Source organism: Arthrobacter sp. B6, from assembly GCF_001663775.1.
In the GTDB taxonomy this organism is placed as follows: domain Bacteria; phylum Actinomycetota; class Actinomycetes; order Actinomycetales; family Micrococcaceae; genus Arthrobacter.
In genome coordinates this window covers 3,188,394-3,201,981 of record NZ_KV467168.1, presented here as the reverse complement: position 1 = coordinate 3,201,981, position 13,588 = coordinate 3,188,394, and the positions used below count along the sequence as shown (strand labels likewise).

The 13,588-nt window shown below is 66.4% G+C and carries 12 protein-coding genes; 5 read left to right on the top strand and 7 right to left on the bottom strand.

Annotated elements, in window-relative coordinates; all coding sequences use genetic code 11:
• From AU175_RS14220 to AU175_RS14205, 4 genes are all read right to left on the bottom strand, one after another.
• Positions 1–942: an FAD binding domain-containing protein gene (locus AU175_RS14220; protein ID WP_066290074.1), complete on the bottom strand. Its 942-nt coding sequence runs from the start codon at positions 940–942 to the stop codon at positions 1–3.
• The gene (locus AU175_RS14215) at positions 933–2,201 is read right to left on the bottom strand and encodes an XdhC family protein (protein WP_066290073.1); all 1,269 of its coding nucleotides are present in this window, start codon (positions 2,199–2,201) and stop codon (positions 933–935) included. Before AU175_RS14215 ends, AU175_RS14220 begins: the two co-directional genes overlap by 10 nt.
• A gap of 99 nt (positions 2,202–2,300) precedes the next feature.
• Positions 2,301–3,839: an NCS2 family permease gene (locus AU175_RS14210; protein ID WP_197497114.1), complete on the bottom strand. Its 1,539-nt coding sequence runs from the start codon at positions 3,837–3,839 to the stop codon at positions 2,301–2,303.
• Between the two features lie 15 nt (positions 3,840–3,854).
• Positions 3,855–4,349 (bottom strand): nucleoside deaminase, encoded by a 495-nt coding sequence (locus tag AU175_RS14205; RefSeq protein ID WP_066290070.1) that lies wholly within the window; start codon positions 4,347–4,349, stop codon positions 3,855–3,857.
• A 392-nt stretch (positions 4,350–4,741) separates the two neighbouring features.
• On the opposite strand from AU175_RS14205, the gene AU175_RS14200 reads away from it, so the two are divergent.
• Together AU175_RS14200 and ligD are read left to right on the top strand one after the other, a co-directional pair.
• Positions 4,742–6,115: an 8-oxoguanine deaminase gene (locus AU175_RS14200; RefSeq protein WP_066290068.1), complete on the top strand. Its 1,374-nt coding sequence runs from the start codon at positions 4,742–4,744 to the stop codon at positions 6,113–6,115.
• A 113-nt stretch (positions 6,116–6,228) separates the two neighbouring features.
• Complete coding sequence (gene ligD / locus AU175_RS14195; RefSeq protein ID WP_066290066.1) at positions 6,229–7,473, top strand: non-homologous end-joining DNA ligase; 1,245 nt, start codon at positions 6,229–6,231, stop codon at positions 7,471–7,473.
• A gap of 85 nt (positions 7,474–7,558) precedes the next feature.
• On the opposite strand, the gene AU175_RS14190 is transcribed toward ligD, so the two are convergent.
• Positions 7,559–7,756 (bottom strand): hypothetical protein, encoded by a 198-nt coding sequence (locus tag AU175_RS14190; protein WP_066290062.1) that lies wholly within the window; start codon positions 7,754–7,756, stop codon positions 7,559–7,561.
• Between the two features lie 350 nt (positions 7,757–8,106).
• Here AU175_RS14190 and pucL point away from each other — a divergent pair, with 350 nt between their 5' ends.
• Together pucL and AU175_RS14180 are read left to right on the top strand one after the other, a co-directional pair.
• Positions 8,107–9,015 (top strand): factor-independent urate hydroxylase, encoded by a 909-nt coding sequence (pucL, locus tag AU175_RS14185; RefSeq protein WP_066290059.1) that lies wholly within the window; start codon positions 8,107–8,109, stop codon positions 9,013–9,015.
• Between the two features lie 170 nt (positions 9,016–9,185).
• Complete coding sequence (locus AU175_RS14180) at positions 9,186–10,691, top strand: nucleobase:cation symporter-2 family protein (RefSeq protein WP_066290057.1); 1,506 nt, start codon at positions 9,186–9,188, stop codon at positions 10,689–10,691.
• Positions 10,692–10,749: 58 nt separating this feature from the next.
• Here the strand turns inward: AU175_RS14180 and AU175_RS14175 are convergent, their stop codons facing one another.
• Positions 10,750–10,998: an SCO4226 family nickel-binding protein gene (locus AU175_RS14175; protein WP_066290055.1), complete on the bottom strand. Its 249-nt coding sequence runs from the start codon at positions 10,996–10,998 to the stop codon at positions 10,750–10,752.
• Positions 10,999–11,144: 146 nt separating this feature from the next.
• Positions 11,145–11,900: an IclR family transcriptional regulator gene (locus tag AU175_RS14170; RefSeq protein ID WP_066290054.1), complete on the bottom strand. Its 756-nt coding sequence runs from the start codon at positions 11,898–11,900 to the stop codon at positions 11,145–11,147.
• Between the two features lie 209 nt (positions 11,901–12,109).
• Between AU175_RS14170 and AU175_RS14165 the strand changes: the two genes are divergently transcribed.
• A complete protein-coding gene (locus tag AU175_RS14165; protein ID WP_066290053.1) occupies positions 12,110–13,588 on the top strand; it encodes an NAD-dependent malic enzyme in 1,479 nt (492 codons plus the stop codon).

Genomic DNA, 13,588 nt, shown 5'->3' with positions numbered 1-13,588 from the left:
TCAGGCCCCTTCCTGCTGTGGGATGTGCCCGGGCGCGGGCGGCACGTTGCGGGCCGCCGGCGGCGGCCAGAAGTCGCCGGACACTGACACTCCCGGCGCCCGGTCGGGGGCAGCGAGCTCGGCGCGGATCTCTTCCGCGAGGCGGTAGGTCATGTCCTGCCGCCATGCCGGCAGCCCGTGGATGTCGTTGTGGTAGAGGTTTTCGGGAATGGCGTCGGCCACCGCTGCGGCCAGTTCGGCGGCTTCCGGCAAATGCCGGAACCGCAGCTGCACGGGCCGTTGGGTCGCTGCGGTGACGGTGAGGACCAGGGAGGCGCCGCCGTCGAGCCTTCCGATCAGCAGCACGCCGGAGCGCCCCAGGTTGCTCAGCGACAACCGGCGGAACGCCACCCGGGAGCCAAGGGCCGACGCCGGGAGGTGGATGCTGCGCAACAGCTCGCCGGGTGCCAGGCAGTTGGTTCCGTCCCCCGTGACGAAGTCGGCGACGGGGAGGGTGCGGGTAGTGCCCCCGGCGCCCAGGATAGTGGCCACGCCGTCGAGCCCCGCACACAGGGAAGTCATGGGTCCTGCAGGCAATGCGGTGCAGATGTTCCCGCCCACTGTGGACATGTTCCACACCTTGAAGGACGCCACAAAGGAGTCGCAGCAGGGCCGGATGAGGTCCAGGGCGGGCCAGCCCCGCCGGGTCAGGTCCGGCGAATCCGGCAGGGCGTATAGGTCCGCGACCGTGCAGGTGGCAGCGAGCTCGATGCCGTCATCGGTGACGGTGACGGGTGTCCAGCCGGCCGAGCCCAGATCCAGCAGGCGTTTGAGCGGTTCGGGCCCGAAGGCGTAGCTGCCATAGGAAAAGAGGACGGTGCCGCCGGCCAGCCAGGCGTCGCCGTCGCGCCAGTCCGCGGGATCCGTCGTGCGGAGCACCGCCTCGATGGTGTTCATGTCCATGCGATCTCCTGCTGGCTGATGGTGGGCGCCGGGAGGTGGGCGGCCCGGGCGGCGGTCTGGTGGATGGGACCGGAAGTCTCCCGAAGCGGCGTACACGAGGACTTCCGGCTGCGGGATGCGATGAGCTCCGCGGTGACGGACACAGCGACCTCGGCCGGGGTCACGGCACCGAGGTCCAGCCCGATCGGGGAATGCAGCTGCGCGATCCGCTCCGGCCGCACACCGGCGTCCAGGAGGTCGTCAACGCGCTGGAGGTGGCTGCGGCGCGACCCCATGGCACCGACGTAGGCAAGGTCCAGGGCCAGCGCGGTTTCGAGCAGCGGAATGTCGAACTTTGGATCGTGGCTGAGGACGCAGACGACGGTGCGCGGGTCGATCCGGCCGGCGGCGGCTTCTGCTGCGAGATACCGGTGCGGCCAGTCCGTGACCACTTCGTCCGCGCAGGAGAACCGGGCCTGGGTGGCGAAGGCTGGCCGGGCGTCCACAAGGGTGACCCGGTAACCCAGCAGTTTGGCGGCCGGCACCAGGGCTGCGCCGAAGTCGTTGGCGCCGAACACGAGCATGCGGGGCGGGGCGAGCCTGCTCTCGACGAGGAGGGTAACGGGTTCCTGCGCGGGGTGCTGCCCGTCTCCGCCGGGTCCGGCGGGGCAGGTGTCAGCCTCACCCGTCTCCACGATGCCGCTCCCGCCGCCGCGGAGGAAGGACTCGATCCGCGCCACACCGGCGTGGTCCCAGTCTCCGCCGTTACGGTCTCCGCGGTTCCCGCCACCCTGCGCCGCCAGGCCCAGGAGGGCGGAGGCCTCCGGGGACCCGGCCACGCTGAAGGTGGCCGGGTCCGGAATGACGACGGCGCCGCTCCCGCCGGCATCCAGCCGGCGGACCACTGCCACGGGGTCCCCCGGCCGGACTGAGGCGAGTTGCCGCACGGCTCCCCGCAGGCTGGCGTCAGCGGGCTCGATGTGGATCTGCAGCTCGCCTCCGCACGTGAGTCCGGCGGCGAAGGCATCGGCGGCGCTGTAGCCGAACGTCCCGTGGCGCGTCCCGCCGTCGTCCATTGCCTCCAGTGCGAGCGCCACTACGGCGCCTTCCACGCAACCGCCGGACAGGCTGCCCAGGACGGCCCCTGACTCGGCGACCAGCATGGACGTCCCCACCGGCCGCGGCACCGAGCCCGTCGCCGCAACAACAGTGGCCACGGCGTACCGCTCGCCCGCCACGGCAGGCGGCCAGGAACTGAGCGAAGGTATCAGGTCCAGCATGGCGGCACTCCTTCTTCCGGCACTGCGGTGGTTTCCATATTGTCGTTCCTATTTGGGGCCGGACAAAGCACCCGTCCGGCGGTGATGGGTTGAAATGCGCTAGGCGCCCAGCAGCAGGTTGATCGGTCCGCGGGCGAAGTACACCAGGAAGCCGGCGCTGACCACCCACATGAGCGGATGGATCTTCTTCGCCTTCCCGGACGCCGCACCGATGATGGCCCAGGAGACGAAGCCGACGCCGATGCCATTGGCGATGGAGTAGGTCAGCGGCATGGTCACGATGGTGAGGAATGCCGGCAGGGCCACGGAGAACTTGCTGAACTTGATCTCGCGGATCTGCGCCATCATCATCGCGCCCACCACCACCAGGGCAGCTGCGGCAACCTCCAGCGGAACCACGCTGGTCAGCGGGGTGAGGAACATCGAGCCCAGGAACAGTACACCGGTGACCACCGAGGCCAGGCCGGTGCGTGCTCCTTCGCCGATCCCCGCCGCAGAGTCGATATACACCGTGTTTGAGGATCCCGAGGTGGCGCCGCCGGCCACGGCCCCGATGCCTTCGACGATGAAGGCGGACTTGAGCCGGGGGAAAGTACCGTCCTTGTGGGCCACTCCGGCGCTCTTCGCCAGGCCAGTCATGGTGCCCATCGCGTCGAAGAAGTTGGTGAAGACCAGCGTGAACACCAGCATGGTGGCGGCCAGCCCGCCGATACGGCCGAAGGCGCCGAACATGTCGAACTCTCCCACCAGGCCCAGGTCCGGGGCGGAGACCAGCTGCCCGGAGAGCACCGGGGTGTTCAGGTGCCAGCCGCCGGGGTTGGTGGCGCTGGCCGGGCCGATCTTCAGGAAGGCTTCCACGACGGCGGCCAACACGGTAGTGGCCACGATGCCGATCAGCAGGCCGCCCTGCACCTTGCGGGCCACGAGGATGCCCATGGCCAGCAGGCCCACCACAAACACCAGCGTGGGGATGGAGGTGATGGACCCGCCGTCGCCCAGCTGCACGGGCGGGCCGCCCGCCGTCGACCTGACGAAGCCGGAGTCCACAAACCCGATGAAGGCGATGAACAGGCCGATACCCACCGTGATGGCGGCTTTGAGCTCCTTGGGCACGGCCCGGAAGATCGCGGTGCGGGCACCGGTGATGCCAAACAGGACGATGAGGATTCCGTTGATGACAACCAGCCCCATGGCCTCGGCCCAGGTGACTTCCTGGATGACGGAGACCGCCAGGAAGGAGTTGATCCCCAGCCCCGCGGCCAGGCCGAAGGGAAGGTTGGCCACGAGCCCGAACAGGATGGTCATCACGCCGGCCGTCAGCCCGGTGACTGCTCCGACCTGGGCGGCCGAAAGCCAGCCGCCCGCCACGTCAGTGGGAGCATTGTCGGCGGTGAAGCCGCCCAGGATCAGCGGGTTGAGGATGACGATGTACGCCATCGTGAAGAACGTGACCAGGCCGCCACGGAACTCACGGGCCAGGGTGGAGCCCCGCTGCGTGATCTGGAAGAAGCGGTCCAGGAGGTTGGACACCGGCGGCTTGGGTGCGTTGGCCCCTTGCGTGCCGCGGGGGGCCGTGGTTGCCGTGTGCGCGGGCTTCGGAGCCGAATGCTCCTCGTGGGAATGATCCAGGATGGTCATGTCTGCCACCGGGCCCTAGTAGTCGATCCTGGATTCGAGCGTGTTCCAGGTGTTGAACGGCTCCAGCGGCGTGGGTGCCTGCGGATCGTCCAACTCGAGCTTGGCCACCGGCATCAGGGAATCCCTGTCCAGGTTCTCGAAGTATTCGTAGAAGACGGCGTCGTCGAAGCCGACGGAGGCGGCGTCGTGGCGGTCCGCGGCGAACACGACCCGCTGGACGCGGGCCCAGAGTGCGGAGGCCAGGCACATGGGGCATGGTTCGCAGCTGGTGTAGAGGACGGCGCCGGTGAGGTCGAACGTGCCCAGTGCCCGGCAGGCGGTGCGGATCGCGGTGACCTCGGCGTGCGCGGTGGGATCGTTGTCGGCGGTGACGCGGTTGACGCCGTCGAACGTCTGGCCATCAGCCGTGACGATCATGGCCCCGAACGGGCCCCCGCTGTTCAGGACGTTGGCCGTGGCCAACTGGATGGATCGGGCCAAATACTGTTCGGCCGTGACGGTGGTACTCATGATGCGACTCCCTTTGCTTGGAAGCCGGTATCCCGTTGCGGGACCAGTAGAACCAGGTGCGACGGTTACCAGGCTTCAGCATGTGCTGTGAAGGTTAAGTTGCGCCTGGTAGATAGCTTCCCGGGGTCCGGGTGCCCGCCTTTGGCAAGTACGAGATTAGCACCGCCGTGTGGCGTGCGCCATAGTTTTCTGGAAGTTTAATTTCGCAATGTGAAATCTGCGTTTCACGGCCCTCACGCCGCCAGTCACATTTGGCGGGCGTTGACGGGCAGCCGCCGCGCCCCTACGCTTGTCCCCACCCGCAGGCCTTTCCGGATGCGGACGCCTGGATCAGCAGACAGGGCCTCACTGAGCTGGAAACTTCAACAAGCCACGCTCAGACAAGGAATCCCATGACCTCCTCCCCTTCAGGCAATGCACCCACCCGGCTCTGGATCAGGAATCCGCAGGCCGCGTTCACCGCCAATGCCCTGGACGCCTCTGGTGGCCTGGTGGTCAGCGACGGCGTCATCGTGGAGGTGCTGGCCGCCGGCCAGCAGCCCTCGGTGCCGTGCCAGGAGACGTTCGACGCCGGCAACCACGTCCTGACTCCCGGCCTGGTCAACACACACCACCACTTCTACCAGACCCTCACCCGCGCCTGGGGTCCGGTGGCGAACGCCCCGCTGTTCCCCTGGCTGCAGAACCTGTATCCGGTGTGGGCCCGGCTGACGCCGCGGGACCTGGAACTCGCCACCACCGTGGCGCTGGCCGAACTGCTGCTCTCCGGCTGCACCACAGCGGCAGACCACCACTACCTGTTCCCTGACGGCCTGGAACACGCCATCGATGTGGAAGTGGACGTGGTCCGCCGGCTGGGAATGCGGGCCACGCTGACCCGCGGCTCCATGACCCTGGGAACGGACGACGGCGGCCTGCCGCCCCAGTCAACAGTGCAGGCTCCGGAGGTGGTGCTGGCGGACAGCGAACGGCTGATCGGCGAGTATCACGAGCGCGGGTCCGACGCGATGGTTCAGATTGCCCTTGCCCCGTGTTCGCCATTCTCGGTGACCAAGGAAATCATGGCCGAAAGCGCCCTGCTGGCCGAGCGGCTGGACGTCCGGCTGCACACGCACCTGGCGGAAACCCTGGACGAGGAGGACTTCTGCAAGAAGATGTTCGGCCTGCGCACCGTTGATTACCTGGACAGCGTGGGATGGCTGACGGACCGCACCTGGCTGGGCCACGGAATCCACTTCACCAACGCCGAGATCGCCAGGCTGGGAGCCGCGGGCACCGCCGTCGCACATTGCCCCACCTCCAACATGAGGCTGGCATCCGGCACCGCGCGGGTCCTGGAACTGGAGGACGCGGGGGTTCCCGTGGGGCTGGGAGTGGACGGATCGGCGTCGAACGATGCCTCCAACATGATCCTCGAAGCCCGGCAGGCACTGTATCTGCAGCGCCTCCGGTACGGCGCGGACGTCCCGGTGGAACGGGCGCTTGGCTGGGCCACCCGGGGCTCGGCGGCCGTCCTGGGGCGCCCCGGACTGGGGCAGCTGGCACCGGGGATGCAGGCGGACCTTGCGCTGTTCAGACTGGACGACCTGCGGTTTTCCGGCAGCCATGACCCCATCGCCGCGCTGCTGCTGTGCGCGGCGGACCGGGCCGACCGGGTGATGGTGGGCGGCAGGTGGCGCGTGGTGGACGGGCAGATTCCGGGCCTGGACATCACCGGGCTCATCTCCGAACACTCGGCCGCTGCCCGCCGGCTGGTTTGGGGTTAGCAACATCCGCCGCTTGGACGGTTCCCTGGCCACACGGCGTTCAGCGGCGTGGCACCTGCAACCGTCGAAGCGGGGCCTATGCTGCGCCCTGTGATCGTTGCTAGCGTGGCGGAATGAACCCGTCGAAGACCCCGGCCGAGATCCTCGACATCGCCGACGCCGAGGTCCGCATCTCGAGTCCGGACAAGCTGGTGTTCCCCGAGCCAGGGCTGACGAAGCTCGACCTCGTGCGCTACTACCTCGCCGTCGCGGATGGTGCGCTGCGCGGGGCCGGCGGCCGGCCGATGGTGCTCAAGCGCTTCCCGAAGGGCATCGACGCCGAACCGTTCTTTCAGAAGCGCGTGCCAGAGAACCACCCCGGCTTCATCGAAACTGCCACCCTGCGCTACGCGTCCGGAACGTCGGCGGAGGAGGCCGTCATCCGGGATGCCGCCGGCCTGGCGTGGGTGGTGAATCTTGGCTGCCTGGACCTCAACCCGCACCCTGTGCGCGCCGAGGACCTCGAGCACCCTGACGAGCTCCGGGTGGACCTCGATCCGATGCCGGGTGTCGACTGGTCGCAGATCGTCGACGTGGCGTACGTCGCGCGGGAGGTCCTCGACGACACGGGCCTGGTGGGGTGGCCGAAGACCAGCGGGTCGCGCGGACTCCACATCCTGGTGCGCATCGCGCCGCAGTGGTCGTACCGCGACGTGCGGCTCGCGGCCGAAACCCTCGCCCGCGAGGTCGAAAACCGCGCTCCGGGCCTGGCCACTGCACGATGGTGGAAGGAGGAGCGGGGCGAAAGTGTCTTCGTCGACTTCAACCAGAACGCGAAGGACCGCACTGTGGCATCCGCGTACTCGGTCCGGCCCCTGCCCGATGCCCGGGTCTCGACGCCGCTCACGTGGGATGAGGTCCGCTCTGCCCGGCCGGAAGAGTTCACGGTTCGCACGGTGCCCGAGCGCTTCGCCGGCGCGGGCGACCCACACGAAGGGATCGACGACGCGGCGGGGAGCCTCGACGGGCTCCTCGCCCTGGCTGCCGAGCTGGGCCCCGCCGAGAAGGCGCCCCGCAGCGGCGACGGCTCCGGCCGCCGGCAGTCCGTGATGCCGCTCATCGAAGTGGCCCGCACCAAGACCAAACCCGAGGCCCACGCAGCGCTCGACGAGTGGAAGTCCCGGCACGCCGACGTCGTACCTGCCCTTCATCCCGCCGACCTGCTCGTCGACGGCATGCGCGGATCGAGCTCACTCTGGTACAGGGTGCGGGTGAACCTGCAGCACGTCCCCGAAGCGGAGCGTCCGCCGCAGGAGGAGCTCATCGCCGACTACGACCCCTGGGCCGGCAAGGAGTGGCCGGGGCGCCCGGGGTCCTGACGCCGGCGACACGCAAAAGCCCTGGCGACACCCGAATTCGGGTGTCGCCAGGGCTTTTGCGTGTCCTGGGCGAAGAAGCGTGTCCTCAGCCCCGCCATGAACGCTGGCGCCGGAAGCCAGGAAGGCCATGGATCCAGCGCGAGAACCGGCCCGGGACGTGGTCCCGGTCTGCCGGCAGATAAAAGTCCGGATCCGTGCCGCCTCCGAGGGGGAGGTAGAACTCCTGGACCGAAGGTGCCGCCGCCTGTGCCGGTGCAACCGGCGTGGTGTCCTGCTGGTACATCTGATCCTCCTCCGAGGTCGTGAGGGCTAGTTGAAGAATTCCGCAAAGTGGAAAACTGATTCTGCTATACGAAAAGCTTAGAGTGCGCGCTTCCGAGCCGTCAAGAGCTCCGGTCACAAACGGATTTTTCAGATTGTGATGTACACCACCGCATTGCTGGGCTATTCTGGAGTTCAACTCGTGGCGCAAGTCACGTAACCTGGGAGCAGCAGGCAGGGTCGTAATGAGCTGACATCTATTGATGTCGGCTCATTTTTTGTTGGGCCGACGGTACAAGAAACGCGTGGGAAACGCGCGCTTAATTTCTATGTGGAACGTTGATCCGCATACCTGAAGTTGGGAATCTGACCATGAGCAGCAACATCATCCTCGGCAACAACCAGTACGGAAAGGCCGAAGTCCGGGTCGTCAAGATCACCCGGGACACGGACCGCCACGAGATCGAAGACCTGAACGTCACCTCGCAGCTGCGGGGCGACTTCGAGGCCGCCCACCTTGAGGGCGACAACGCCCATGTGGTGGCCACGGACACCCAGAAGAACACCATCTACGCCTTTGCCCGCGAAGGCGTCGGCTCCCCCGAAGCCTTCCTCTTGCGCCTCGGCGAGCACTTCACATCCAGCTTCGGCTGGGTCACCGGCGGCCGCTGGGAAGCCGAGTCCTACAGCTGGGACCGGATCCAGGCGCACGGCAGCGAACACGACCATTCCTTCGTGCGCAACGGACAGGAAGTCCGCACCGCCGTCCTGGTCCGCGACGGCTCCGCCACCCACCTGATCTCCGGACTCAAGGACCTGACAGTCCTGAAGTCCACGCAGTCCGGCTTTGTGGGCTACCCCAAGGACAAATACACCACGCTGCCTGAAACCACGGACCGCATCCTGGCCACCGATGTTTCCGCACGCTGGCGCTTCAAGTCAGGGACCGACTTCAACACCCTGGACTTCAACAAGAGCTACGAGGACGTCAAGGGCCTCCTCCTTGAGGGTTTCACGGAGAAGTACTCCCACGCCCTGCAGCAAACCCTGTTCGACATGGGCGCCAAAGTCCTGGAAGCCCACAGCGAGATCGACGAGATCAAGTTCTCCATGCCCAACAAACACCACTTCCTGGTAGACCTCTCGCCGTTCGGCCTCGACAACCCCAATGAGGTCTTCTACGCGGCCGACCGCCCCTATGGCCTGATCGAGGCCACGGTCCAGCGCGATGACGCCACGCCGGCGGACATCGCCTGGTCAGGCATCGCCGGCTTCTGCTAGGCCGCACCCAACCCGTCCGGCCCTGGAGTTTTTGTCCACTTATGGCGACTTAAGGACCTCCAAACAAGCCTTATCTGGACAAAAACTTCCGGGCCGGGCCCACCTCCCACGCTTTTAGCCAGACCACGTTAGCCAGACAAAGACGTCTGCCATGAACCAGAAAGTCTGCTGTGAACCTCAAGAAAAAGTCCTCCCGCCTGGCCGCAAAAGCCGGCCGCCAGCCCTCTGACCGTCCCGAAGACCAGCGCCTCTCCATTGGCAGCAGCTTCGCCTACGGCTTCCAGCACGTTCTCACCATGTATGGCGGCATCATCGCCCCGCCGCTGATCATCGGCGCGGCAGCCGGCATGTCCTCCCAGGACATCGGCCTGCTCATCGCCGCCTGCCTTTTTGTCGGCGGCCTGGCCACCGTCCTGCAGACTGTCGGCATCCCTTTCTTCGGTTCCAAACTGCCGCTCGTCCAGGGCGTTTCTTTCGCCGGCGTCTCCACCATGGTGGCCATCGTCCACGGCGGCGGTGGCATCCAGTCCGTCTTCGGCTCGGTGATCGTTGCCTCGCTGATCGGCCTGGCCATCACCCCGCTGTTCTCCAAGATCATCCGGTTCTTCCCGCCCGTGGTCACTGGAACAGTCATCACCACCATCGGCCTGACGCTTATGCCGGTGGCCGCCAACTGGGCCATGGGCGGCAACAGCAAAGCCGAGAACTACGGCAGCGTGGCCAATATCGGACTGGCGGCGGCCACCATGGGAATTGTGCTGCTGCTCAGCAAGGTCGGCAGCGCCACCATCTCCCGGCTGTCCATCCTGCTTGCCATGATCATCGGCACGTTCATCGCCTTTGTCACCGGCATGGCCGATTTCTCCAAGGTGGGACAGGGCGAGATCGTCGCTTTCCCCACCCCGTTCGCTTTCGGCCCGCCCACCTTCCACCTTGCGGCCATCATCTCCATGCTGATCGTCATCCTGGTGACGCTGACCGAGACTTCTGCTGACATCATCGCCGTCGGCGAGATCGTGGGTACGAAGGTTGATTCCCGGCGTATCGGCGACGGCCTGCGCGCAGACATGCTCTCCAGCGCCATCTCGCCGATCTTCGGCTCCTTCACACAGAGCGCCTTTGCCCAGAACGTGGGCCTGGTGGCCATTACCGGCATCAAGAGCCGCTTCGTGGTGACCGCCGGCGGCGTCATCCTGGTGGTCCTCGGGCTGCTGCCCGTGCTGGGCCGGGTGGTCGCAGCGGTGCCCACGCCCGTCCTGGGCGGTGCCGGCGTCGTACTCTTTGGAACGGTGGCCGCCAGCGGCATCCGCACACTGTCCAAGGTGGAGTACCGGAACAACATGAACCTGATCATCGTGGCGGCGTCCATCGGCTTTGGCATGATCCCGATCGCCGCGCCGGCCTTTTACGACCAGTTCCCGTCCTGGTTCGGCACCATCTTCCACTCCGGCATCAGTTCGGCCGCCGTGATGGCCATCCTCCTGAACCTGCTGTTCAACCACCTGAAGGCCGGCAACTCGGAGAACCAGTCGGTGTTTGTGGCCGGCACCGGACGCGTGGTCCGCGAGGAGGACCTCAAATGCCTGGCCGACGGCGACCGCTACGAAGGCGGCAAGCTGATCGACTGCGACGGCAAGGAAGTCCCGGTGGAGTCGTCGTCGAAGTCTGACCACTAGCCGGCAGGAGAAACCCCCGGCACCTCAGGTGCCGGGGGTTTCAACGGGACGGGCGCCCTCAGACAGCCAGCGGTACGGGATGGATTTCATCCGCAGGATGGCCGGAGCGCTCATGGATTATCCTGACCGCGTCCGCTGAAGGGGCCTCGGACAGGCAATAGACCAGACCCGATTCCGGATCCGCCCACGCCTGCTTGAAGTCAACATGCTCGTCGTCCTGGATTGCCAGATCCGCGTTATGGGCTTCCCGCAGTTGCTCCGCAGTGATTCCCACCATGTTGTGATGAACGTCCATAAATTGCGCCATGATAGCCTCCGCCGGGTCCAAATCCTATGGGATGGGGCTGATGCTACGCCCACCCCTGCACCCGGTCAACGGCCCCGGAAATACCCTCCGCAGGGCACAAGTGGTCGTTCGCGGGGTGCATTCCCCGTTGCCCGCGGGGTCGTGGGTCAGTTGCGGTTAAGCTCGTCCGAGATAGCCTGGGCTGCCTCGCGCAGCATGGGCACGGCGCGCTCGCCGAAGGACTGGTCCACCCGGGACACGGGGCCGGATACGGAGATGGCCGCTGGCGTCGGAGCGTTGGGCACAGCCATGGCGAAGCAGCGCACGCCAAGCTCCTGTTCCTCTTCATCGATGGAGTAGCCGCGTTCCCGGATCCTGCCCAGGTCCGCCAACAGGGACTCGATGTCGCCGATGCTCTTGGACGTCGGGGTGGGCATCCCGCTGCGGGCTACGATGCCGCGGACCACGTCGTCGTCGAGCTGGGCCAGGATCGCCTTGCCCACGCCTGTGTCATGCGTGTGGGCGCGGCGGCCCACTTCGGTGAACATGCGCATGGAGTGCAGGGACGGCACCTGGGCCACGTAGATGACCATGTCCGAATCGAGCACCGCCATATTGGAGGTCTCCCCCAGCTTGTCCACCAGGGTCTTCAGCTGTGGCCGGGCAACAGCACCCAACTGCTTGTTGGCGCCCTCGCCGAGCCGGATGAGCCGGGGTCCCAGCGCGTACCGGCGGTTGGGCAGCTGGCGGATGTACCCCAGTGTGACCAGGGTGCGCAGCAGCCGGTGGATGGTGGGAAGAGGAAGATCAGTGGAGGAGGAGAGTTCGCTGAGCGTCACTTCTCCGCCGGCATCCGTGATCAGTTCCAAGAGTTCGAAGACGCGCTCTACGGACTGCACGCCTCCCGAGGCTTTTTCAGCCATGTACCAGTCTCCTGAGGACTCGATTTCCGACAACTCTTATCCGCATCGTGAAAAGAATTGCCCTAGATCTCCCAAGATACATCACGGCCCGACGCGGGCGCACGAACGCCGAAGGCTTGTATTTCCACAAAGTAGATAATAATATCCATAATACGAAAACATTTTGATCAGCACCCAGCCCGGCAACGGGCCTTACAGGAGGACATTCAATGGCGAACCCGAGCCCCGGAAATTCGATCACGCTGCGCGTGGAAGCACCGTCCAGCTTCTCCGCCACCAGTGAACTGGCCGCAGCCGTCGGAGCGGCCGGCGCGGCCATCACCGCCCTGGACGTCACCGAGTCCCACCACGAGACCCTGATTGTGGACGTCACCTGCAACACCACCGACGACGAACACGCCGGCCGCGTCAAGGATGCCCTCAACGCGCTCGACGGCGTCACGGTCCAGCACGTCTCCGACCGCACCTTCCTGATGCATCTGGGCGGCAAACTCGAAGTCGTGCCCAAGGTCGCCCTGCGCAACCGCGACGACCTCTCCCGCGCCTACACTCCCGGCGTCGCGCGCGTCTGCCTGGCCATCGCCGAGGACCCGGCCGCCGCCCGCAACCTCACCGTCAAGCGGAACACGATCGCCGTCCTCACCGACGGCTCCGCTGTCCTCGGCCTGGGCAACATCGGCCCCGCCGCCGCCCTGCCGGTCATGGAGGGCAAGGCCGCCCTGTTCAAGCAATTTGCCAACGTTGACGCCTGGCCGGTCTGCCTGGACACGCAGGACACCGAAGAGATCATCATGATCGCCAAGGCAATGGCCCCCGTCTACGGCGGCATCAACCTGGAAGACATCGCGGCCCCCCGCTGCTTCGAGATCGAGAACCGCCTCCGCGAGGAACTGGACATCCCGGTCTTCCACGATGACCAGCACGGCACCGCCATCGTCACCCTGGCTGCACTGGTCAATGCGTTGCGCGTCGTCGGCAAGAAGCTGGACGAGGTCCGCATTGTGGTCTCGGGCGTCGGCGCCGCCGGCTCGGCCATCATCCAGCTGCTGAAGGCACAGGGTGCCCGGCACATCATCGCCGCAGGCCGCTCGGGCGCCATCCACTCAGGCGAAAAGTACGACGACGAACACCGCGCCTGGATTGCCGCGAACACCAACGAGGAAGGCTTCGCCGGCACCCTGCACGAGGCCCTCAGGGGAGCGGACGTATTCATCGGCGTCAGCGCGCCGCACGTGATCGGCGAGGAGCAGGTCGCATCGATGGCCGGGAAGGCAATAGTCTTCGCGATGGCCAACCCGACGCCGGAAATCGACCCCGGCATCGCGTCCAAATACGCCGCAGTGGTAGCCACCGGGCGCAGCGACTTCCCCAACCAGATCAACAACGTCCTGGCCTTCCCCGGCTTCTTCCGCGGGCTCCTGGACGCCGGCGCGTCCGACATCACGCCGGAAATGCTGGTGGCCGCCGCAGAGGCTATCGCCAACCGGGTGGCTGATGATGAACTGAATGCCAGTTACATTATCCCCAGTGTCTTCGATCCCCATGTCGCCGCAGATGTCGCTTCCGCCGTCGCACAGGCAGCAGGAGCAGCAGCGCACGCCGCGGCGGCAACCGCAGCAGCCAGCACGGCAACGGATGCAGCAGGGGCTTCAGCTGACGCTGAAGCCGCCGCCTTCGCCAACGCCTGA

Excerpts from the sequence above, each read along its gene's own strand:
- AU175_RS14220 (WP_066290074.1), bottom strand. The coding sequence starts at position 942 with ATGGACATGAACACCATCGAGGCGGTGCTCCGCACGACGGATCCCGCG.
- AU175_RS14215 (WP_066290073.1), bottom strand. The coding sequence starts at position 2,201 with ATGCTGGACCTGATACCTTCGCTCAGTTCCTGGCCGCCTGCCGTGGCG.
- AU175_RS14210 (WP_197497114.1), bottom strand. The coding sequence starts at position 3,839 with ATGACCATCCTGGATCATTCCCACGAGGAGCATTCGGCTCCGAAGCCC.
- AU175_RS14205 (WP_066290070.1), bottom strand. The coding sequence starts at position 4,349 with ATGAGTACCACCGTCACGGCCGAACAGTATTTGGCCCGATCCATCCAG.
- AU175_RS14200 (WP_066290068.1), top strand. The coding sequence starts at position 4,742 with ATGACCTCCTCCCCTTCAGGCAATGCACCCACCCGGCTCTGGATCAGG.
- ligD (WP_066290066.1), top strand. The coding sequence starts at position 6,229 with ATGAACCCGTCGAAGACCCCGGCCGAGATCCTCGACATCGCCGACGCC.
- AU175_RS14190 (WP_066290062.1), bottom strand. The coding sequence starts at position 7,756 with ATGTACCAGCAGGACACCACGCCGGTTGCACCGGCACAGGCGGCGGCA.
- pucL (WP_066290059.1), top strand. The coding sequence starts at position 8,107 with ATGAGCAGCAACATCATCCTCGGCAACAACCAGTACGGAAAGGCCGAA.
- AU175_RS14175 (WP_066290055.1), bottom strand. The coding sequence starts at position 10,998 with ATGGCGCAATTTATGGACGTTCATCACAACATGGTGGGAATCACTGCG.
- AU175_RS14170 (WP_066290054.1), bottom strand. The coding sequence starts at position 11,900 with ATGGCTGAAAAAGCCTCGGGAGGCGTGCAGTCCGTAGAGCGCGTCTTC.
- AU175_RS14165 (WP_066290053.1), top strand. The coding sequence starts at position 12,110 with ATGGCGAACCCGAGCCCCGGAAATTCGATCACGCTGCGCGTGGAAGCA.